The 21,401-nt window shown below is 67.3% G+C and carries 15 protein-coding genes and 1 tRNA gene; 9 read left to right on the forward strand and 7 right to left on the reverse strand.

Translation table 11 applies throughout. The features are described from left to right. Positions 1-2: 2 nt before the first annotated feature. Positions 3-79: transfer RNA gene (locus ABDV68_RS05725), tRNA-Met, on the forward strand. Between the two features lie 11 nt (positions 80-90). On the opposite strand, the gene ABDV68_RS05730 is transcribed toward ABDV68_RS05725, so the two are convergent. Together ABDV68_RS05730 and ABDV68_RS05735 are read right to left on the reverse strand one after the other, a co-directional pair. Continuing rightward, complete coding sequence (locus ABDV68_RS05730) at positions 91-1,443, reverse strand: Nramp family divalent metal transporter (RefSeq protein ID WP_343518734.1); 1,353 nt, start codon at positions 1,441-1,443, stop codon at positions 91-93. Further along, positions 1,440-2,492, reverse strand: coding sequence for a four-carbon acid sugar kinase family protein (locus tag ABDV68_RS05735; RefSeq protein WP_343518735.1), 1,053 nt, complete (start codon positions 2,490-2,492; stop codon positions 1,440-1,442). The genes ABDV68_RS05730 and ABDV68_RS05735 overlap by 4 nt, the downstream gene beginning before the upstream one ends. Positions 2,493-2,735: 243 nt before the next feature. On the opposite strand from ABDV68_RS05735, the gene pdxA reads away from it, so the two are divergent. Genes pdxA through ABDV68_RS05755 form a run of 4 tightly spaced genes read left to right on the forward strand, consistent with a single transcriptional unit; the run spans position 2,736 to position 8,183 of the window. Then, complete coding sequence (gene pdxA, locus ABDV68_RS05740; RefSeq protein ID WP_343518736.1) at positions 2,736-3,737, forward strand: 4-hydroxythreonine-4-phosphate dehydrogenase PdxA; 1,002 nt, start codon at positions 2,736-2,738, stop codon at positions 3,735-3,737. After that, positions 3,734-4,678: a dihydrodipicolinate synthase family protein gene (locus ABDV68_RS05745; RefSeq protein ID WP_343518737.1), complete on the forward strand. Its 945-nt coding sequence runs from the start codon at positions 3,734-3,736 to the stop codon at positions 4,676-4,678. The genes pdxA and ABDV68_RS05745 overlap by 4 nt, the downstream gene beginning before the upstream one ends. Further along, positions 4,675-7,053 carry an SUMF1/EgtB/PvdO family nonheme iron enzyme gene (locus tag ABDV68_RS05750; protein ID WP_343518738.1) on the forward strand — a complete coding sequence of 793 codons (2,379 nt, stop codon included), beginning with the start codon at positions 4,675-4,677 and terminating at the stop codon, positions 7,051-7,053. Before ABDV68_RS05745 ends, ABDV68_RS05750 begins: the two co-directional genes overlap by 4 nt. Continuing rightward, positions 7,050-8,183, forward strand: coding sequence for an iron-containing alcohol dehydrogenase (locus ABDV68_RS05755; protein WP_343518739.1), 1,134 nt, complete (start codon positions 7,050-7,052; stop codon positions 8,181-8,183). Before ABDV68_RS05750 ends, ABDV68_RS05755 begins: the two co-directional genes overlap by 4 nt. Positions 8,184-8,196: 13 nt before the next feature. Here the strand turns inward: ABDV68_RS05755 and ABDV68_RS05760 are convergent, their stop codons facing one another. Then, positions 8,197-8,979 carry a FadR/GntR family transcriptional regulator gene (locus ABDV68_RS05760; protein WP_343518740.1) on the reverse strand — a complete coding sequence of 261 codons (783 nt, stop codon included), beginning with the start codon at positions 8,977-8,979 and terminating at the stop codon, positions 8,197-8,199. Between the two features lie 400 nt (positions 8,980-9,379). Between ABDV68_RS05760 and ABDV68_RS05765 the strand changes: the two genes are divergently transcribed. Further along, positions 9,380-12,427: a TonB-dependent receptor gene (locus tag ABDV68_RS05765; RefSeq protein ID WP_343518742.1), complete on the forward strand. Its 3,048-nt coding sequence runs from the start codon at positions 9,380-9,382 to the stop codon at positions 12,425-12,427. A gap of 133 nt (positions 12,428-12,560) precedes the next feature. Here ABDV68_RS05765 and ABDV68_RS05770 read toward each other — a convergent pair whose 3' ends face one another. Next, positions 12,561-14,174 (reverse strand): glycosyl hydrolase family 65 protein, encoded by a 1,614-nt coding sequence (locus ABDV68_RS05770; protein ID WP_343518743.1) that lies wholly within the window; start codon positions 14,172-14,174, stop codon positions 12,561-12,563. A 170-nt stretch (positions 14,175-14,344) separates the two neighbouring features. Between ABDV68_RS05770 and ABDV68_RS05775 the strand changes: the two genes are divergently transcribed. Continuing rightward, on the forward strand, positions 14,345-15,778 hold the full coding sequence (locus tag ABDV68_RS05775) for a glycoside hydrolase family 28 protein (RefSeq protein WP_343518744.1): 1,434 nt from the start codon (positions 14,345-14,347) through the stop codon (positions 15,776-15,778). Beyond that, entirely contained in the window at positions 15,775-16,746 is a 972-nt protein-coding gene (locus ABDV68_RS05780; RefSeq protein ID WP_343518745.1) for a pectinesterase family protein, read from the forward strand. The genes ABDV68_RS05775 and ABDV68_RS05780 overlap by 4 nt, the downstream gene beginning before the upstream one ends. Before the next feature lie 42 nt (positions 16,747-16,788). On the opposite strand, the gene ABDV68_RS05785 is transcribed toward ABDV68_RS05780, so the two are convergent. The 3 genes from ABDV68_RS05785 to ABDV68_RS05795 all read right to left on the reverse strand — a co-directional run bounded on the left by ABDV68_RS05785 (position 16,789) and on the right by ABDV68_RS05795 (position 18,075). Then, positions 16,789-17,088, reverse strand: a complete 300-nt coding sequence (locus tag ABDV68_RS05785) for a hypothetical protein (protein WP_343518747.1) — start codon at positions 17,086-17,088, stop codon at positions 16,789-16,791. Positions 17,089-17,176: 88 nt separating this feature from the next. Beyond that, a complete protein-coding gene (locus ABDV68_RS05790) occupies positions 17,177-17,563 on the reverse strand; it encodes a hypothetical protein (RefSeq protein WP_343518748.1) in 387 nt (128 codons plus the stop codon). Positions 17,564-17,601: 38 nt separating this feature from the next. Next, entirely contained in the window at positions 17,602-18,075 is a 474-nt protein-coding gene (locus ABDV68_RS05795; RefSeq protein WP_343518749.1) for an Lrp/AsnC ligand binding domain-containing protein, read from the reverse strand. Between the two features lie 117 nt (positions 18,076-18,192). On the opposite strand from ABDV68_RS05795, the gene putA reads away from it, so the two are divergent. Continuing rightward, positions 18,193-21,333 carry a bifunctional proline dehydrogenase/L-glutamate gamma-semialdehyde dehydrogenase PutA gene (gene putA, locus ABDV68_RS05800; RefSeq protein WP_343518750.1) on the forward strand — a complete coding sequence of 1,047 codons (3,141 nt, stop codon included), beginning with the start codon at positions 18,193-18,195 and terminating at the stop codon, positions 21,331-21,333. The last annotated feature ends 68 nt before the right edge of the window (positions 21,334-21,401 follow it).

Here is a 21,401-nt window from a genome sequence, read left to right on the forward strand (position 1 = left end):
ATGGCCGAGTAGCTCAGTTGGTTAGAGCAGCGGAATCATAATCCGCGTGTCGGGGGTTCAAGTCCCTCCTCGGCTACCATCCTCTGCCATTCAGAGCACCCTTGCGATCGCGCTGCCGAGATTGGTGACGATCGCGTAGAGCGACCAGATGCCGATCACGGCGATGATCATCAGGATCGCCGTCTGCCACCAGCGATTGACATGCGCATCGAGCATGAAGCGCCTGCTCGAGGTGAGCAGCAGGATGCCGAGCAGGATCGGCGGCAGCGTGAGTGCGGTCACGACGCTGGTGCCGAACACGCTGATATGGACGAGGTCGGGTGCGCCGGGGAAGGTGATCACCAGCGGCACGAGGATGAAGAACGCCACCATCGCGCGATTGAACCACGGATCGTCGCCGATCTCCTTGAACCGCTCGCCGCGCCGCGTGCCGAGATGCAGCCCGTCGAACATCAGCCGGGCGAAGCCATGCGCCTGTGCCGGGAAGCTGGTGACCGCCTTGAGCGCGAAGGCGATCCATAGCAGCGTCGGCCCCAAGGGACCCACCGCCAGCGTCATCATCCGCGCCAGCCCCTCCTCGTTCGAGACGGTGATGCCGGTCCCGCGCAGCGTCTCGGCCGCGACGATCCAGATCAGCAGGTTGATAAGCAGCAGCGGTACCATGCCCGACGCCAGGTCGAACTGCTGCAGGGCGCGGTGCCTGGGCTCGTTCCAGCCGCGTTCGGCCATGAAATAGGGGTAGAGCAGGTTCGCCGCCGAGCCGCCGATTGTGCCGATCGTCGCGACCGCGATGAACAACGCGTCGAACGGGCCGTTGTCGGGCGGCACGTCGAAGGTGAGGCCCTTGAACAGCGCCACCCAGTCGACATGGCCGATGCGGACGAGCGCGAAGACGAACGATCCGATGATCACGATCGAGGCGACGCGCGCGCTCCATTCGAGGATGCGGAAGGCGCTGCCGCGGGTGAGGGCGAAGGCGGTGCCGATGACGACGGGGATGCCCCACCAGAAATGCCCCCATTCGCCGCCGCGTCGGCCGAACAGCTCGTATAGGCCGACCGTCCCCGCGCGCAGGAAGGCCGACTGGACGATCATGCCGTAGATCAGCATCATCACCGCGAAGAAGATCGGAAAGCCCTTCCACACGCGGCGATAGCCGGCCATCAGCGAGCGGTCGCCGAAGCGGTTCTGCAGCTTGTACTTGGCGATCGCCGAAATCATGAAATAGCGCGCGCCGAGAGCGACGATCAGCGTCCACATCAGCGCGTAGCCGTAGTTCGCGCCGGATACGCTGGAGCTGATCAGGTCGCCCGTGCCGAGGAAGGTCATGGCCAGCACCAGCCCCGGGCCGAACCCCTGAAGATGCGCGCGGATACCGCGGGGAAGGCCCTGGGGCAGGTCGGCGGCCGCGGGCTCGGCGGGGCGATCGGCGGCGGTGCTCATGCGGCGACCTCCTGAACGCCGGCGATGGCACGGCGCGCGATCCGGCTGAGCACGCCGGGATCGCCGAACCCGCCCGACTTGGTGATGAGGCGGATGCCGCCCATGCCCTCGATCCGTGCCACTGGGACACCCGGGTCGAGCTCATGTTCGAGGACAAGCTGCCGCGCGCCGAGTGCGTCCATCACCGCCGCCGCGGTGGCGCCGCCCGAGCAGAGGAGGGTCCTCGCCGAGGTGGCGCGCATCAGTGCGGCCGCCTCTCGCCCGAATTGCGTGGTGGCCGTCATCCCGTCGTAATCGGGGCCTCCGGATTCTTTCAGCACGAGGCGGATGGAGAAGGGGGAGGATTCCGCCCGTTCCTCGACCTGCGGGCAATCGAGGCGGAGCCGTTCGATCTGCGCGCCGGTGATCGGATCGGTCGAGCCGACTGCGATGATCATCGGCAGAGCGGGCGCCGGAACGCCGGTATCCCTCGGTGGACCGGCAACGAGCTCGGCCAGCGCGCTCGCCAGGCCGCGTGCGCCGACCGCGAGGATGCGATCGGGCGCGTCCAGGATTGCGCGTGCGATCGCCGCGAGATCGGCGTCGTCCACGGCATCGGGGCATTCGCACGGCAAGCTGTCGAAATGATCGGCCACGGCGATCGGCACGTCGACGCCGCGTCCGGTGAGCCAGCCCCCGATCGCCCTCCGCCCCTGCTCGGGCACGGCGGGGCAGGCGATGGCGCCGCTGCGGCCCGAAGCGGCGAGCAGCGCGGCGGTTTCCGCGGCGACCTGGCCCTTCAACCGGCTGTCGATCTTCTTCATGACCACGCGTGGGGCCAGCAGCTTCGCGCCAGCCCAGGCTGCCTCCACTCGCTCCGCGGCGAGAGGCGCGGAGAGCGGACGGCTGCCGGTGTCGATCGCGAGGACATCCGGCGCGGCGGCAACCGCCTCGCTGATCGAGTCCAGCCCGAGTGCGACGCGGACGTGCAGGCCACGGGAAGCGAACGGTGCCGCACTATCGAGCGCTCCGGTGAGGTCGTCGGCGATAATTAGGATCGGGGTCGTCACGCGGCTGGGCACCTCTCCACATCGTCGCGACACTTGCCGTCGATCGCTCGTTTGCCGACATGTAAACTGGTATCATGACGGCGACAACTGGCTGCTATGCACGCAAATGCGATGATCAAGCCAGCGCATGAAGCATAGATGCGCTATGCCGACTTACAAGTGAATTTACAGGATGACAGGCTCGACAGCGCGCGATATGGGTATTGAAGGCTGCCCGGAGCGGCGAAGCCAAGCGACATGGGGATGAGGATCGTGCAGCCCGGACAAATCGTCATCACCGTCGGTGACCCGGCCGGCGTCGGTCCGGAGATCACCTGCCAGGCGTTGGCGGATCTAGGGGAGGACGCGCGTCGCGTCGTCCGTGTGGTGGGGCCGCGCGAGACGCTCGAGCGGGCGGCGTCACTGACGAGGACGCCGCTGCGCTTCGGCGACGAGAGCCGCGCCGGCACCGTGCGGCTCGACGATATCCCGCTGCCTTCCCCGATCACTACCGGCAGGATCGATCCGGCGGCGGGCGACGCCGCGTATCGCGCGATCGTGCGCGCGGTGGAGATCGTCACCGACGAGGGCGGCTGCATCTGCACCGCGCCGATCAACAAGGAGGCGATGAACCTGGCGGGTCACGCGTTCGACGGCCATACGGGACTGCTCGCGCATCTCACCGGATCAGCGGCATCGTTCATGCTGCTCGCGTCGGAAAAGCTCTCGACGATCCACGTCTCCACGCACGTCTCGCTGGCCGATGCGATCCGCCGGATCGAGCCGGCGCGTGTGTTGGCGACGATCGCGGCGGGCGCCGCGCATCTGCGGCGGATCGGCATCGCCCAGCCGCGGATCGCCGTGGCCGGGCTCAACCCGCATTGCGGCGAGCACGGTCTGTTCGGCGACGAGGACGATCGTTGCATCGCCCCCGCGGTGGCGGAAGCGCGCGCGCAGGGCATCGACGCGCACGGCCCGATCTCCCCGGATACCGTATTCTACCGCGCATCGCAGGGCGAGTTCGACCTAGTGGTCGCGCAATATCACGACCAAGGGCACATCCCGACCAAGCTGATCGCGTTCGACACCACGGTGAACGTGTCGCTGGGGCTGCCGATCGACCGCAGCTCGGTCGACCACGGCACCGCGTTCGACATCGCGGGGACGGGTCGCGCCTCGCACGCCAACATGATGGCCGCGCTCGCCTATGCCAGGCGCCTCGCCGATGCGCCGCGGCCGGTGGCCGCAGCGGAGCTGGCGGCATGACCAGCCCACTGCCGATCCGCGGCGTGTTCAGCGCATCGTTTACCGCATTCGACGCCGGCGGCGCGGTCGATCTCGCGCGCACCGCGGCGCATGCGCGCGACCTGATCGCAGCGGGCTGCGACGGGGTCGCGCTGCTCGGCACCACGGGCGAGGCGAACAGCCTGTCGCTCGGGGAGCGCAAAGCGGTGCTGGAAGCGGTGGTCGATACCGGCGTCGACCCGGCGCGGCTCGTCCCGGGCACCGGAGTCTGCTCGGCGCCCGAGACGATCGAGCTCACGCGTCATGCTTACGACTGTGGCGTGCGCACCGTGCTGCTGCTGCCGCCCTTCTACCATCCCTCGCCGAGCGAGGACGGGCTCTATGCCCATTATGCGCGCGTGCTCGACGCCGTTGCGGCGCCGGGGCTGCGCGTGATGCTCTACCACATCCCGCAGATGAGCGGGGTGCCGATCACGCACGGGCTGATCGCACGGTTGCTGGCGGGCCATCCGGGGGTCGTGATCGGCATCAAGGATTCGAGCGGTGACCTAGATCATATGCGCGGGCTGGTCGCGGCGTTCCCGGCGCTTGCGGTGTTCGCCGGAGCCGACCATCTGTTGGGGCCGCTGCAGCGCGCAGGGGGGGCGGGGTGCATCACCGCGACCTCCAATCTGATCGCGCCCTGGCTCGCCGAGCTGGCGCGCGCAATCGCGGCAGGCGCCGCGCCCGACGCCACGCGCGATCTCGAGGAGCGCATCGCTGCGGCGCGCACATTGTTCCAGCGCTGGCCGCAGATCGCCGCACTCAAGGCAGCGCATGCGCAGCGTACCGGACACCCCGGCTGGGCGGCCGTCCGCCCGCCGTGGCTGCCGATAGATCCGCTCGACGCGGAGATCCTGCGCGCGGCGATGGCCGAGGTGCTGCCCGATTCATTCGATTCACAGGAAAAGGTATCCGCATGATCCGTTCGTTGCTCGCCGGGGTCGCGTTCTGCGCGATGAGTTCGCCGCTTGCCGCGCAGCAAGGCGAGTCGGCGATGGTCGAGATACCCGCCGGCACCTTCGTCATGGGCGCGGACGACACGATGTCGCGCGACTGGTTCAACGAGAAGCCGGCGCACCGGGTCACCATCTCGCGTGCGTTCAAGATCGCCGCGCATGAGGTGACGATCGAGGAGTGGCGCCGCTTCCGCCCCGACACGCCGGTGACGACCGATCATGCGCCCTATGTCGCCGGGATCAGCTGGGACGACGCGACGGCCTACGCCGCCTGGCTGTCCAAGCTGACCGGCAAGACCTATCGCCTGCCGACCGAGGCGGAATGGGAATATGTCGCACGGCTCGCGAAGAAGGAGCCGGCGCGCTACGCGGCGATCAAGGGGCTGGGCGACGGCCCGACCGAATGGACCGCCGACCTGTTCGCACCCTATCCGCTGGCGCCACAGACCGATCCGACCGGCGCTGCGTCGGGCCAGTTGCGCGTCGTGCGCGGCGGGCGGATGGGCTTCAACCCGGGCCGCGCCAAGAGCGATGTGCAGATCGAGATCGACTATGCCCGGCCCGAAGCGCGGCTGGCCTTCCCGCCGAGCTTCGCGCCGTACAAGGGCGCGGAAGGTGCCGGCGGCTTCCACGCGATCGGGCTGCGGCTCGTCGAAGGGCCCGCGCCGGCGACCGCGCCGCTGGTCGTCACCCCGCCGCTCAACGCGATGGGGGTGCGCCAGGATCTGGCGACCGCGGCGATGGGGCCGGATCCCAAGAAGCCCTATTTCCGCCGCCGCGCCTATCTGCCGTCGCCGCCCGATTTCACCGGCGGCGTGACGATCGACAAGACCGGGTGGGACGCCTGGTATCGCAATCACCATCACAGCCCAGCGCTCACCGTGATGCCCAACGGCGACGTGCTGATCGCGATCTATTCCAGCTATCGCGAATATGAGGCGGGCACCATGATCATCGGCACGCGCCTGCGCCACGGCTCGGACCAGTGGGATCCGCCGTCGCCCTTCGTCGATATCGTCGGCGTCAACGAGCACGCGCCGCTGCTGATGCGCGACGGCAATCTCGCGCGCTTCTTCTGGGGCACGCCCTATTCGGGCGGCGTGGAATGGGGGCCGAAGGGCTTCCCGTTCCAGCAGATGACGACCGCTGACAACGGGGCGACCTGGTCGCCGATCAGCTATGCCAAGGTCGTGGGCAAGGTTGGTGCGCACAATCGCCAGCCGATCAACAGCGCGTTCCGCGACAAGTCCGGCCGCCTGCTGCTGTCGAGCGACGGCGGCACCGATCCCAATGACAAGAACTACAATGACGGGCAGTCGTTGCTGTGGGCGAGCGACGACGACGGCAAGACGTGGTATGACACCGGTGGGCGCAGCTTCGGCCGCCATACCGTGTTCGTCGAGGCCAAGGATGGGCGCATCCTCGGCTTTGGCGGCAAGGGCACGCATATCGACGACATGATGCCGCTGTCGACCTCGACCGACGGGGGCAAGACCTACACCAAGTCCAAGCTGCCCTTTTCCTCGCTGGGTTCGGCGCAGCGCCCGACCATCCTGCGCCTGCAGAGCGGGCGGCTGATGATGATCGGCGACTATGTCCGCACCAAGCCGCTCGCCAAGCCCGTGCCCGAGCGCGGCTCCTATGTCGCGATCTCCTCGGATGAGGGCGCCACATGGAAGTTCAAGCCCCTGCCTGGAACCGGGCGTTCGGAAAAGCCGAGCCGCGCGGAGGAGATGGAAGGCGGCACGCTCGGCTATTCGGGCGCTGCGCAGGGCCCGGACGGAGTGATCCATGTCGTCACCTCGGTCAGCAAGCCGTCGGCCGCGCTCGCCTTCAACGAGGCGTGGATCGACGCGCCGGCGAGCATGCCCGACAACGCCGTTCTCGAGCTCAACGACGTGACCGCGGTGAGCGGGGTGACCACGCACGAGGAGCGCTACCCCGACGGCAAGCTGCGCGGGAGCTGGTCGGCCGGGCGCGGCAGCAACGGCGCGATCGTGTTCGACGGGCCGCAGCGCTGGCTCTATCCCGACGGTCGCCCGCAATGGGAGGTGCGCTACAAGCTCGGCCGCAAGATCGGGCTGGAGAAGGAATATGACGCGGAGGGACGGTTGATCTCGCAGCGCGAGCATCAGCCCGACGGGCGCTTCGTGTGGACGCGCTGGTGGTCCAACGGCAAGCTGCGCAGCGTCTCGGGCTGGAACGGAGTGATGGCCGACGGCCGCGCGCGGACCTGGTCCGCCGATGGCAAGCTGCTGAGCGACGTGACCTTCGTGAACGGCGTGCTGCCGGGCCACGAGTTCAAGTCGGGCGGGACGCCGCCGGAAAACACCCAGTGACGGCAATCGACCTCGACCGCACGATCGTTCTGGAACGGCCGCCGCAACTGCAGTTCGGCACGGGGACGATCGCGCGCGTCGGTGCCTTCGCCGCGGCGCGTTCGATCACGCGCACCTTGGTCATCGCCGCGCCGGTCATTCGCGATCGCGTGGCGGACATGGCGCTGCCCGGCGATGTCGCGATCTTCGACAAGGTGGTGAACGAGCCCGGTCTGGCGTTGCTGGCAACCGCGCGCGCGTTTGCCGACGATTATCAACCCGAGCTGATCATCGGCTTTGGCGGGGGCAGTGTGATGGACCTGGCCAAGCTGGTCGCCGTCCTGCTGGGCCGTACGACGGCGGTAGAAGCGATCGTCGGCGCGGGCAAGGCGCCCCCACGCCGCGTTGCGCTGGCGCAGGTGCCCACAACCGCGGGCACCGGCAGCGAAGCGGGGCCGCGCGCGCTGCTCACCGACGACGCGACCGGCGCCAAGCTCGCGATCGAGAGCGGGCACATGATGGCGGACCTTGCGGTGATCGATCCGCAGCTCGCGGTGACGGTACCGCCGCTGGTCACCGCCGAGACCGGCATCGACGCGCTCGCGCATTGCGTCGAGGCTTTCACCAACGTCCGCGCCCATCCCGCGATCGATCTCTACGCGCGCGAAGGCATCAGGCTGATCGGTCGCTATCTGCGCCGCGCGGTCGAGCAGGGCGACGACCTGGAGGCGCGCGCCGGCATGGCGCTCGCGGCGCTCTATGGCGGATATTGCCTGGGGCCGGTCAACACGGCCGGCGGGCACGCGATCGCCTATCCGCTCAGTACGCAGCACGGCGTCGGGCATGGCCGGGCGAATGCGATCATGTTCCCGCACATGCTCGCCTATAACGCGCCGGTGGTGCGCGAGCGCACGCATGAGATCGTTGGGCTGCTCGGCCTGGGCGAAGCGGAGGGGGAGGCGATCTGCGCGGTCGCGAGCACCTTCTGCGCCAATCTCGGAATCGCAATGCGGCTGGCGGCGCACGGCATCGAAGCCGGGCATGTCGAAGCGATGGCCGCGGAGGCTGCGGGCATCCGCCGGCTGCTCGACAACAACCCGCGTCCGATGACCGAACGCGACATCGCCGCCATCTATCACGCCGCGCTGTAGCGCAGCGCCCCGATCAAAGGCTGAGGTCGATCAAGCCGCCGCCGAACAGGCGATCGCGCGAGTTGCGGACATGCGCCCGCATTGCGTCGCTCGCGCGCTCGGCATCGCCGGCGCGGATCGCGTCGAGGATTTCGCCATGTTCCTCGGTCGATTCCTCCAGCCGACCGCTGGGCTTGAGCAGCGCCATGCCATGCAGCTTCATGCCGACCGTGATCTGGTCGCGCAATGCGGACAAGACGCTCGAGAAATAGTGGTTGTTCGCCGCCTTGGCGATGGTCAGATGGAACTCGAGATCGATGTCGTCGCGGTGGACATGATCCGCCGTCGCGCGCTCGAGCCGATCGAGGATGGCGGCGAGCTCGTCGAGAATCGCGTCGTTGCGCCGCAGCGCGGCCAGCGCGGCGGTCCTCCCTTCGATGGTCTCGCGGAATTCGAAGCAGCGCTGGATGTCCGCGACGGTCTGGGCGGGGGTGAACAGCGGGCCGGCATGGATGCCGTCATCGATCGCCTCGCCGGTCTCGGGGCCGAGCACGAAGCTTCCGGCGCCCTGGCGCGAATAGATCACGCCGTCGTCGCGCAATCGCTTGAGCGCATCGCGGATGACCGGGCGCGAGACTTCGAATGACCTGGCGAGCTCGTTCTCGCTCGGCAGCTTCGACTGGCGCGCATATTGGCCATTCGAGATCCAGCCGAAGAGCTGCTCATATACCTTGTCCGCGAGGGTCGTGCCGCGCGGGCCGAGATCTGCGCTGGCGGTTGTATAGCCGTTGTTATCAGGCGCTGACGTGCTGTGCATACAGGGCAAATTACCGCGTTTCCCTCCCGTTTTGAAGAGGTAGCGGACATGTCCGTGTACCGAATCAATCGTTGGACAGAACTTGTTTGACAAATTTTGTCTCCTCGCGCGACTCATGGCGACTCCCTCTCAAACCGTTGCGATTTCGAAATAAAAAGCCTGGTAACGTGCCTTCGCAGCGCGTGTCGAGGCGGAAGCGCCGGCGCATGGACTCGCGCTTGTAATGAGTCGTCGCGACGGACTGTCTTGTCAGCATGATGTGGCTCGAGAAAAAGTCTTTTTTTCTCAGATGGATGCCTATCTGGTAAGAGTAATTATGTCATACCAGTTTACAACTTAGCTGCCCACGTGTAAGTCGTCCTCAATCGTGCCGACAGGGCCGTAGACAGGGAGAGGATGAGTGGGCAAACGCGAGAGCTACCTCGTGACGAGCGCGGGGATCGCGCTGATCATGAGCCTACCGTTGCCGGCGATTGCGCAGACCGCGCCCGCCGATCAGGAAGCAGCGGCGCCGCAGGCGGCTCCGGCGCCCGCGGGGCAGGCCTCCGAGCAGGATGTCATCGTCACTGGCAGCCGTCTGCGCAGCCCGACGCTGACCGCGCCCGCCCCGGTGCAGGTGATCGACAGCCAGCAGATCCAGCGCGAAGGCTACATCACCGTCATCGACGCGATTCAGAACAACCCGACCTTCGGCAATCCCAGCAACAGCCGCACGACCAGCAACGGCAGCCGTCAGGGCCTCGGCGGCAGCACCGTCGGCCTGCGCAACGGCGGCGACACGCTCACGCTGACGCTGATCGAAGGCCGCCGCAGCGTGAGCAAGGAGCTCGCCTTCATCCCGACCGGCTTCGTCGACCGGGTCGAGGTCCTGACCGGCGGCGCCTCCGCCGTCTATGGCTCGGACGCGATCATCGGCGTGGTCAACTTCATCTACAAGAAGAACTTCGAAGGCGTCCTGTTGAACGCCCAAGCGGGCATCTCGGCGCGCGGCGACAACCAGGAGTATTCCGCAGACCTGACCGTCGGCAGCAATTTCGCAAACGATCGCGGTAACGCGATGTTCTATGTCGGCTGGTCGGACCAGGCGTTCCTCTCCTCGGCGGCGCGCGACTACACCGCCAGGAGCTTCAGCAGCCTCGGCGTTCAGCAGCGCATCGGCGGCGGCAGCGACGCCAATCTCCAGGCGGTGCGTAACCTGTTCGTGCCGGTCGCGCTGGACAACAACCCGGTCACCGGGGCTGGCCTGTTCGTGACCCGGAACGGCGGCACGTTCACCATCGCCCCCGACGGCACCGCGCGCGCGCCGCTCGCCTCCGAGTTCTTCGATGGTGCACCCTACGGCGCGATCGCCAGCCCGCTCGAGCGCCTCAACACGGCTGCGCGGATCAACTATCAGATCACCGACAACATCAACCTGTTCGCGCAAGGCACCTACGCCCGCTCGAAGACGCGTGGCTATGGCGGCCCGCTCGCGCATCAGTCGTCGTCGGGCCAGAGCATCATCCCCGGGGGCGCGCCGTACAACATCGAGACCCGGGTCGTTTCGCCGACGGGCGTCGTCAGCATCGTGCGCAACCCGTTCGTGCCCGACGCGATCTACAACAGCGCGACCGACACCACCAACGCCACCTGGCGCGACGGGCTGCGCGACATCACCTTCCAGCGCCGGGCGCTCGAATGGGGCGGCCACGTCTCGGAACTGGAGCGCGACGGGTTCCAGCTGACCTTCGGCGCCGACGGCAATCTTGGCGGCGGCTGGAAGTACGAGGCCTATTACTCGTACGGCGAGGCGACGCAGTATCACACCTGGCCGAACGGTCTGAACGCCGATCGCTACGCCCAGGCGCTCAACGTCATTCCGGACATCTTCGACGTCAACGGCAATGGCAACCGCACCGAGGCGATCTGCGCCGATGCGGCTGCGCGGGCAGCCGGCTGTATCCCGATCAACATCTTTGCCGGGACCAGCGGCATCTCGCAGGCCGCCGTCGATTGGACCAAGGCGACCGGCTCGCGCTACACCAAACAGACGCTGGCGGATTTCCAGGCCAATATCAGCGGCCCGCTGTTCCAGCTCTGGTCGGCCGGTCCGGTCGAGGCCGTCGCCGGCGTCGAACATCGCCGCGAGACCGAGCTCACGACTCACGATCCGCTGCATGTCGCGGGCCGCAACGGCTTCGATCAGCGCGGCAACGCCTATGGCTCGACGACGATCAAGGAAGCTTATGGCGAAGTTCAGATCCCGCTGATCCACAACACGCCGTTCATCCAGAACCTGACGATCCGCGCGGCGGGGCGCGCGTCGAAATACCGGCAGCTCGACCGCGTCTATTACGGCTGGAACGTCGGCTTCGAATGGTCGCCGATCGACGACATCCGCTTCCGCGGCACCAAGTCCTATGCCATCCGGGCGCCAACCATCGACAACCTGACTCGTCCCCAGACGACCACTTTCGATGCCGGCACGCGCGACGTGTGCATCGGCGTGACGCTCGTCTCGACGACTGCCGCGAGCGAAGGTTGCCGGGCCGATCCCCTGGTCATGACGAATATCAGGGCCAACATATCCGCGGCCAATCCCAATGGTGCGTTCACGCTCAGCGCGGCGGATCGCGGCAACTCGATCCGGTCGATCAATGATCCCAACCCGAACCTGGGCCCGCAATTCTCGAACACGCTGACCTTCGGCGCGGTGATCAATCCGAGGTCGATCAATGCGTTGCGCAACCTGATCCTCACCGCCGACTTCTACAAGGTCGACATCTCCGGCGGCATCGGCACGATCAGCGTCGATGTGGCGGGCGGCCTCTGCTACGTGGATCGCCGCCCCGAATGGTGCGCGCTGTTCACGCGCCGCCCCGAAGCGGTCGGTGGGTTCAGCGTCGGCACGATTGATACCTATAGCAGCCAGCTGCAGAACGGTACCGGCAAGCGCTTGATCGAGGGCCTGGACTTCACCGCCTCCTACACGACTGGGCTCGGCGGAATCGGGCTACCCAACAGCCGGCTGAACTTCCAGGCCTCGTACAGCCACTTGCTGCGCAGCTACTCGACACCGGTCGCCGGGGCCAAACGCCGCAACCTCAAGAGCGAGATGGGAACGCCGGACGATCCCTGGTCGGGCAGCATCAGCTATGAGGACGATGTCTTCGGCCTGACGCTGAGCGGCAACTATGTCCCGCGCTACTATCACGAGCAGCCGTTCCGCCAGACCTTTCCGCTGGCCGACGGCAGCTTCATCCCGAAGGAGGAGTTCCGCATTCCGCCGCGCTTCTACACCAACATGCAGATGCGCTTTAAGGTCGGGGACCAGTACCAGCTGTTCTTCGGGGTCCGTAACCTGCTGGATGTGGAGCCGATCGTTGCCTACGCCGGCATCCCGGGCAACTACTATGTCTACGATCAGATCGGCCGCCGTTTCTATGCGGGCCTGCGCCTGAAGATGTGACGGCGACCGGCCGATGCGGTGACCTGCTCGTTCAAAGGGGGCGAGCAGGGCACCGCATCGGTTGGAATATCCACTATAGCTTGCCGCGATCCGGCGCTGACCGTCAGCGCCGGATCGTTGGCGTTCGAGGGCTTCAGGCGAGGGGGGCGGTCAGGCGCTTGAGCTTCGGCGCGCGCGCGACAGGCTTGCCGTCGGCCATCACGACCAGGCCCTTGCCCTTACCGTAGCGCTTGCCGGTGCGGTCCCACAGCACCGTCAGCATCCGCCCGTGATAGGCGACGCCGTCGAGCGCGAACCAATCCCACGTATCCGCCGGGACCAACGGCTGCACGACGATGCGGTCGCCCGGCTGCGGTCGCAGCCCGACCAGCCCGTTGATGACCAGGTCGCAGAAGGTCGAGTGATTATAGTAGCGGCCGCGCTCGAGGTCCTTGTGCAGATACTTGCCGGTGGCCTCGTCGAGATACTCGCCGATGTAGGGCTTGCCGTCGCGGTAGGTCGATCGGGCGTAAGTTCGCACGCCGTCGAAATAGTCGCGCACGGTGACTTGCGACTGGGTTCGCCCGCACAGGACATTGCCGAGCGCGGTCAGCGTCTGCGAGGTCGCGAACGGCCAGACCGGTCCGTTCCACTCGCAGGTGCCGGCCACGAAATAACGGAAGCGCGGATGCCGGCGCTCGGCGGTGGTTATGCCGAAGGGCGCGTTGAAGCCCTGTGGATCGCGGAGCTCTGCCCAAGCCGCCTCATAACCGCGCCCAGCGTCGGGCAAGTCGAAATACCAGGGAATGAAGCCGATCTGCTCGCGCGCGTCGCATAGCGTATCGTCGTCGGGCTGGCCGGGATGGACGAAGCGCACCTTGAAGAAGCGCGCGCGCGTGTCCCACAGCCGCTCCTGCACCACATGCTTGAGCGTTGCGGCCTTGGCGTCATAGCTCCGCGCCAGCTCCTCGCGGCCGAGCAGGCGCGCGATCCGCGCTATCGCGACCGCGTTGCCGTACATGTAACTGTTGAGCGGCGGGCGCAGGTTGCGGTGGGTGCGCGAGCCGCTGATCGATTCCTCCATCGCGTCGCGCACGTCGAATTGCCAGAAGGAGCCGTCCGGATTCATCCGCTCGCGCTCCCAACCGCGGTAATAGGTCTGGAAGTCCTCGAACATGTCGCGCAGCCATGCCGTGTCGCCGGTGACCAGCCAGCGCTCATACGCCGCCCAGATGGTCCAGCCGCTGTACCGGAACAGGTCCTTGGGTGGCGATCCGCCGGGACCCGGGCTGAGCCAGTAGTTCAGGATATGGTCGACCCAGCTGCGGTCGCGCAGCCAGCGGCCCTCCATCACATGATGGCCGACCGCGCTGCTCACCGGGGCGCGGGCGTAGAATTCGGTGGCGCTGATCGCGCCCTCCGGCGTCCGCACCAGGGCCTTGCGATAGCTCCACCAACGGAACCAGTAGATCTCTTCGACCTGCGGGTCGGGGCATTCGAATGCCGGGACGTTGCGCGTCATCCACTCCCAGGCGGCGCTGTTGGGAATGAGGTTGAGCGGCCGTTCGGGATCCTCCGCGTTGAAGCGGTCGACATGCCGGCGGAAGCGCGCATAGTCGAGCAGGGCGAGCGGCTGGGTATCGGCGGCGATCGCGGGCGCGGCGGCAAGCAGCGTTCCGCCAGCGCCGAGGCCGAGAAGATGCCGCCGCGTGACGGAGGCGCCCTCCGGTTGCGTCGCGAGCTCGATCGATTCCGCCGCGGCAGTCATGCGCATCCTCCTAACATTATACTCAGACATAACATGTATTGACAGGAAGGTGAGAGGTAAAGGAGAGTCGTCAGGCTAGCCCGGCGGCGCCTCGGGCACTCGAGAAAGCGCGACCGGAACGCGGTTCGTCGGCGAACCGATAAGGCATGATGCTGGGGAGAGATTATCTGATGGATCGGCAATCAACGATCTCGGGCGAAGGGGTCACGCGCCGCAGTCTCATGCGCGGCGCCGCGGGCAGCGCGCTGGTGGCGGCCGCCCCCGTGGCCTACGCCGCGCAGGACGATGACTGGGCGCCGGCCGAGGAGATCCTCGCGCGCATCCGCGCGCCGCGCTTCCCGGCGGCGGATTTCGACATACGCCGCTATGGCGCCGACCCGGCAAGCTTGGCCGGGACCAGCGACGCGATCCGCGCGGCGATCGATGCTTGCGCCACGGCGGGTGGCGGGCGAGTGGTGATCCCCGCGGGCGTGTGGCCGACGAAGGGCATTCGTCTGCGCAGCCGCGTCAACCTGCACGTCGCCGTCGGGGCGACGCTGCGCTTCTCGACCGATCCGAAGGACTATCTCCCGCTGGTGCTGACCCGGTTCGAGGGCGTCGAGTGCATGAACTTCGCGCCGCTGATCTATGCGTTCGGGGCGGAGGACATCGCGATCACCGGCCCCGGCACGCTCGACGGCCAGGCGGGATGGAAGAACTGGTGGGGCTGGATCTCGCGCACCGACGCCGCGATGAACGCCGGCCGTCAGGAAGCGCAACGCCGCCTCGCCGAGATGGCGGAACGCGGTGTCCCGGCATCCGAGCGGATCATGGGCGCCGGAGCCTATCTGCGGCCGAACTTCATCCAGCCCTATCGCTGCCGCAACGTGCTGATCGACGGCCCGACGATTCTCGGCTCGCCGATGTGGATCGTGCATCCGGTGCTGTGCACCAACGTCATCGTGCGCGGGGTGACGATCAACTCGCTCGGCCCGAACAATGACGGCTGCAATCCGGAATCGTGCCGCGACGTGCTGATCGAGAAATGCGACTTCACCGCGGGCGACGACTGCATCGCGATCAAGAGCGGGCGCAATTTCGACGGCCGCCGCATCAACGTGCCGAGCGAGAATATCGTGGTGCGCAATTGCCGGATGCGCGACGGGCATGGCGGCGTGTCGCTAGGCAGCGAGGCTTCGGGCGGGATCCGCAACGTCTATATCCGCGATTGCCGGATGGGCGGCTCCGACCTGCTGCGCGCGCTGCGGCTCAAGAGCAATTCGTATCGCGGCGGCTATATCGAGAATATCCTGTTCCGCGACGTCGAGGTCGACAGCGTCGGCGAAGGCGTGCTCGAGATCAGCCTGCTCTACAGCGAATCCGGCAAGAAGGGCACCAAGGGCGACATGCTGCCTCGCCGCGTCGGCGGCGTGACGATGCGCAACGTGCGCAGCAAGGGCAGCCTTTATGCACTCGACATTCAGAGCTATCCCGAACTGCCGGTCGACGCGATCCGGATCGAGGATTGCCGGTTCGAGAATGTGAAGCAGGGCAACCGGCTGGTGAACGCGCAGGTCACCGCCGCGCGCGTGACGATCAACGGCAAGCCGTGGTCGCCGGCATGACGCGGCTGTTACTCACCCTGCTGCTGCTAGTCGGCAACTCGTCGCTCGCCTTCGCCGAGACCGTTCACGTGGCCCCGCGCGGGAAGGGGTATCGCACCGTCGGCGCGGCGATCGCGGCGTTGCCCGCGTCGGGCGGAGAGGTGCGGATCGCGCCAGGCACCTATCGCGAGAAGCTGTGGATCGGGAAGGCGAACGTCCATCTCGTCGGCACCGGCGCCAAGCCCGAAGAGGTGGTGCTGGTCTATGCCGACAGCTCGATCACGGTGGGCAACACCTACAAGACGCCGAGCGTCTATGTCGCGGGCGATGGCTTCCGTGCGGATAACCTTACCATCTCGAACGACTGGGGCAGCGACCCGTCGCGCAAGAACTCGCAGGCAGTCGCGCTCGCGATCTCGGGTGACCGCGCGGTGTTGACCCGCGTGCGCATCCTCAGCACGCAGGACACGCTGTATCTGGTCAAGCCGGAGGGCAAGCAGGCCCGCCACGTCTTCCGCGACTGCTATGTCGAGGGGCATGTCGACTTCGTGTTCGGCAACGCCAACGCCTATTTCGAGCGCTGCCAGCTCCATGGGGTGGAGCGTTCGAACATCTTCTACACCGCGCAGAGCCGCAACAGCCCCGACGAGGACAGCGCCTTCGTGTTCAGCAACTGCCGGCTGACCTCATATGCGGCGCCCGACGGTGTGTTCCTGGGTCGGGCGTGGCGGCCTTATGCCCGGGTGATCTGGCTCAGCACGCAGATGGATGCGCCGATTGCGCCGGCCGGCTGGCGCGAATGGTATCCAGACCGGTCGAAGACGCTGGATACTGCCTATTACGCCGAATATCGCTCGCGCGGGCCGGGCGCGTCGCCTGCCACGCGCGATCCGCGCTCGCATCAGTTGAGCGACGCGGAGGCAGAGCAGTGGACGCTCTCCAACTTCTTCAAGGGCGACACCGGCTGGATCGATCCGCCGGCGAAGTAGCGGGACCTCCACCGCGTTAGGGTGCGGTGGAGGTCCGCTTCCTCACGCGCCCCAGTCGGCGATCAGCCAGCAGAGCAGCAGGAAGGGCAGGGCGATCGCCAGCCCGATCAGGATCGAGCGCAGCGGCCCGACCCGGAACTCGCTGTGGTTCGCGGCCTTGATTGCCTCGATCTTGGCGCGATAGGCTGGGTCGCCGCGCAGCATGCCGATATCGATCATCGATCCCGTCTTGAGGAAGTCGACGACCTCGGCGGACTCCGCCGGGTCGAGCTTGGGGTGGCGATCGAGAAGCTGGGCGATACGGATGCGGCGCGCGAGGTCGGCGCCATTCTGTTCTTCCATCTGATGTTCCTTGTCTGGCGCGCGCACGCGCCTGCGGCCGCTCGCGGCGGCGCGGTTTCAGTCTTCGGTGAATTGTGCGGCGTGCCGCTCAGGCGACGCGCGGCGGGGCGCGGGCGCAATAGGCGCTGGCACCTGACTCGCCATGGCGCGCACTGGGCCGATCGGCTTGGAGCAGCTCGTTCGCGTCAGTGGGAGCGGCAAAGGCGAGGGCGCGAACCGGGAGCGGTGGCGTGGCGCCGTCGTGGCCGTCAGGCGGCCGCGCGGTGAGCCGTTGCCCTGCCGCCTTGAGTGCCTGCCCGGACTCGCGAAGCTGCGCGGCGAGCGGGGCGGGCAGGGTGAGCTTGGCTGCGATCAAACCGCTATCGGCGAGCGCTGCCGGCCGGATCGCACCGGCCGACGCTTGCACTGCCAGCAGCATTGCGAGCAGCGTCGTCCACAGCGCCCAAGGGCGCGAAGAGGCGGCGGTCGGCGTCATCGCTGGGGCATATAGGGCCGCGATGCCCTTAGATCACCTCAGGTGCCGCCCATCCCCGAATCGCGGATCGTCTCCATCGCCACGAAGGTCGAGGTACTGGCGACGTGCGGCAGGCTCGAGATGCGCTCGCCCAGCACCTCGCGGTAGCGGCGGATATCGGCGGTGCGGACCTTGAGCAGATAGTCGAAGCTGCTCGCGATCATGTGGCATTCCTCGACCTCGGGGATCTTGAGCACGGCGCGGCGAAAGGCGTCGAGCGCCTCTTCGCGCGTGTCGGAGAGCTTCACCTCGGCGAAGGCGATGTGATCGAGGCCGAGCCGCGCCGGATCGACGATCGCGCGGAAGCCGCGGATGGTGCCGTTTGCGATCAGCCGCTTCACGCGCACTTGGCACGGCGTCTTGGACAGGCCGACGCGTGCGGCGAGATCGGTGATGGCGATGCGGCCATCGGCGCGCAGCACGTCGATGATCTTTCGGTCGAAGGTGTCCAGATCGGCGGCTTTGTCAGTCATACTTGCCTTCAGGCGACGTAAAATGAAGGCAAGATGATACGATAATGGCCCTGCATAAGTCCAATCGCGAGACGCAAAGCTGATAAGATGGCTCTATCACCCCGTCCGAGGCCCCAAATGACCGCACCCTTTGCCGATTTCGCGCCGCCGATCCGCCCGCAGACCCCGCTTCGCGCCGCGATCACCGCGGCCTATCGCCGGCCCGAGCCGGAGTGCCTCCCTCCGCTGGTCGAGCAAGCGAGCTTGCCCGAAGGCACGCGCCAGGCGGCACGGGCGACCGCTGCCGCACTGATCACCGCGCTCCGCGCCAAGCACAAGGGCACCGGGGTCGAGGGGCTGGTCCAGGAATATGCGCTGTCGAGCCAGGAGGGCGTCGCGCTGATGTGCCTCGCCGAGGCGCTGCTGCGCATCCCCGACGACGACACGCGCGACGCGCTGATCCGCGACAAGATCGCCGATGGCGACTGGAAATCGCATGTCGGTGATGGGCGCTCGCTGTTCGTCAATGCCGCGACCTGGGGGCTGGTGGTGACGGGCAAGCTCACCGGCAGCGTCAACGATGCGGGCCTCGGCGCGGCGCTGACGCGGCTGATCGCGCGCGCCGGCGAGCCCGTGATCCGCCGCGGCGTCGACATGGCGATGCGCATGATGGGCGAGCAGTTCGTGACTGGCGAGACGATCGCCGAGGCGCTTAAGCGCGCCCGCCCGCTGGAGGCGCACGGCTTCCAGTACAGTTACGACATGCTGGGCGAAGCGGCGACGACGATGGCCGACGCCGGCCGCTACTATCGCGATTACGAGAATGCCGTGCGCGCGATCGGCGAGGCGTCGGCGGGGCGCGGTGTGGTCGGCGGGCCTGGAATCTCGATCAAGCTCTCGGCGCTGCATCCGCGCTATGCCCGCGCGCAAGCGGGGCGCGTGATGGGCGAGCTTTTGCCCAAGGTGAAGGCGCTGGCGGTGCTGGCGAAGGGCTATGACATCGGCTTCAACATCGACGCCGAGGAGGCCGACCGGCTCGAACTGTCGCTCGACCTGCTCGAGAGCCTGGCCCTCGATCCCGATCTCAAGGGCTGGGATGGCCTCGGCTTCGTGGTGCAGGCTTATGGCAAGCGCTGCCCCTTCGTGATCGACTGGATCGTCGATCTCGCCGCGCGCGCCGGGCGGCGGATCATGGTGCGGCTGGTCAAGGGCGCATACTGGGACGCCGAGATCAAGCGCGCGCAGGTCGACGGGCTGCCCGACTTCCCGGTCTATACGCGCAAGATCTACACCGACGTTGCGTACATTGCCTGTGCACGAAAGCTGCTGGCGAACCGCGACAAGGTGTTTCCGCAATTCGCGACTCACAACGCCCAGTCGCTGGCGACGATCTACCAGATGGCAGGGCCGGATTTCACGGTCGGGGATTACGAGTTCCAGTGCCTGCACGGCATGGGCGAGCCCCTGTACGACGAGGTGGTCGGTGCGACCAAGCTCAATCGCCCGTGCCGCATCTACGCGCCGGTCGGGACGCACGAGACATTGCTCGCCTATCTCGTGCGGCGCCTGCTGGAGAACGGGGCGAACTCGTCCTTCGTAAATCGGATCGCCGATCCCGAGGTGTCGGTGGCCGAACTGGTCGCCGATCCGGTCGAGCAGGTACGCTCGATGGACGTGGTCGGGGCCAAGCACTCGCTGATCGCCTTGCCCGCCGATCTCTATGGCGCGCGGCGCAACTCGGACGGACTGGACCTGTCGAGCGAGACGGTGCTGGCCGGGCTGAGCGAGGCGCTCCGGGCGAGTGCGGAAATGGGCTGGGCGGCGGAGCCGGCGAACCGGCTCGGCACCTCGCGGCCGGTGTACAACCCGGCGGATGGCAAGGACGTGGTCGGCACGGTGGTCGAAGTGACTCCCGACGCCGCGCAGGCCGCAGTGGCGGCGGCACAAGAGGCCGCGGCGGACTGGGCTGCGATCCCGCCGGCCGAGCGCGCGGCGTGCCTCGATCGCGCGGCGGACATCATGCAGGACCGGATGCAGCTGCTGATGGGCCTGATCATGCGCGAGGCGGGCAAGTCTGCGCCCAATGCGATCTCCGAGGTGCGCGAAGCGATCGACTTCCTGCGCTATTACGCGGCGCAGGCGCGCGCGATGCTGGGGGCGGCGCACAAGCCGCTGGGCGCGGTGACTTGCATCAGCCCGTGGAATTTTCCGCTGGCGATCTTCACCGGCCAGATCGCGGCGGCATTGGTCACCGGTAACACCGTGCTCGCCAAGCCCGCCGAGGAGACGCCGCTGATTGCCGCGCAGGGTGTCGCGATCCTGCATGAGGCCGGCATCCCCGCTTCCGTGCTGCAGCTGGTGCCGGGCGACGGCGCGATCGGCGCGGCGCTGGTGTCGGCATCGGGGACGCAGGCGGTGATGTTCACCGGCTCGACCGAGGTCGCGCGGATCATTCAGAAGGAACTCGCCAAGCGCCTCACCGCGGACGGGGCACCGGTGCCGTTCATCGCCGAGACCGGCGGGCAGAACGCGATGATCGTCGACAGTTCGGCGCTGGCCGAGCAGGTGGTGGGCGACGTGATCGCCTCGGCCTTCGACAGCGCGGGGCAGCGCTGCTCGGCGCTGCGCGTGCTGTGCCTGCAGGAGGATGTGGCGGACCGCATCCTCGCCATGCTCAAGGGCGCGCTGCATGAGCTGTCGATCGGGCGAACCGACAGCCTCGCCACCGATATCGGTCCGGTGATCACCGCCGAGGCCAAGGCCAATATCGAGGGCCATATCGAGAAGATGCGCGGCATGGGCCGGGCGGTCGAGCAGATCGAGCTGGCGGGCGAGACCGCGCAGGGCACGTTCGTGCCGCCGACGATCATCGAGCTGCACAGCATCGCCGATCTCGAGCGCGAGGTGTTCGGGCCGGTGCTGCACGTGGTGCGCTACAAGCGCCGCGATCTCGACCGGGTGATCGATGCGATCAACGCCACCGGCTATGGCCTGACCTTCGGCCTGCACACGCGGCTCGACGAGACGATCGAGCATGTGACGGAGCGGGTCGAGGCGGGCAACCTCTACATCAACCGCAACATCATCGGCGCGGTGGTGGGTGTGCAGCCGTTCGGCGGGCGCGGGCTGTCCGGCACGGGACCCAAGGCGGGCGGGCCGCTCTATCTCGGGCGGCTGGTACGGGCGGCGACGGTGCCGCCGGGCGTCGCGTCGACGACCGGCGATCCGGCGCTGCGCGACTTCGCATTGTGGCTGGGCCGAACCGACCTGGCCAACTGACATCGGCGCTATGGTGCAGGACGGTACGCTGAACTGGCGCGCGATCTCGCGGCGGGTCGAGGACGAGA

The sequence above is a fragment of the Sphingomonas sp. genome (assembly GCF_039595165.1).
Classification (GTDB): domain Bacteria; phylum Pseudomonadota; class Alphaproteobacteria; order Sphingomonadales; family Sphingomonadaceae; genus Sphingomonas.

Bases quoted from the DNA above. Each gene is read 5' to 3' on its own strand.
- ABDV68_RS05730 (WP_343518734.1), bottom strand. From the start codon at position 1,443: ATGAGCACCGCCGCCGATCGCCCCGCCGAGCCCGCGGCCGCCGACCTG.
- pdxA (WP_343518736.1), top strand. From the start codon at position 2,736: ATGAGGATCGTGCAGCCCGGACAAATCGTCATCACCGTCGGTGACCCG.
- ABDV68_RS05745 (WP_343518737.1), top strand. From the start codon at position 3,734: ATGACCAGCCCACTGCCGATCCGCGGCGTGTTCAGCGCATCGTTTACC.
- ABDV68_RS05750 (WP_343518738.1), top strand. From the start codon at position 4,675: ATGATCCGTTCGTTGCTCGCCGGGGTCGCGTTCTGCGCGATGAGTTCG.
- ABDV68_RS05760 (WP_343518740.1), bottom strand. From the start codon at position 8,979: ATGCACAGCACGTCAGCGCCTGATAACAACGGCTATACAACCGCCAGC.
- ABDV68_RS05770 (WP_343518743.1), bottom strand. From the start codon at position 14,174: ATGACTGCCGCGGCGGAATCGATCGAGCTCGCGACGCAACCGGAGGGC.
- ABDV68_RS05775 (WP_343518744.1), top strand. From the start codon at position 14,345: ATGGATCGGCAATCAACGATCTCGGGCGAAGGGGTCACGCGCCGCAGT.
- ABDV68_RS05780 (WP_343518745.1), top strand. From the start codon at position 15,775: ATGACGCGGCTGTTACTCACCCTGCTGCTGCTAGTCGGCAACTCGTCG.
- ABDV68_RS05785 (WP_343518747.1), bottom strand. From the start codon at position 17,088: ATGGAAGAACAGAATGGCGCCGACCTCGCGCGCCGCATCCGTATCGCC.
- ABDV68_RS05790 (WP_343518748.1), bottom strand. From the start codon at position 17,563: ATGACGCCGACCGCCGCCTCTTCGCGCCCTTGGGCGCTGTGGACGACG.
- ABDV68_RS05795 (WP_343518749.1), bottom strand. From the start codon at position 18,075: ATGACTGACAAAGCCGCCGATCTGGACACCTTCGACCGAAAGATCATC.
- putA (WP_343518750.1), top strand. From the start codon at position 18,193: ATGACCGCACCCTTTGCCGATTTCGCGCCGCCGATCCGCCCGCAGACC.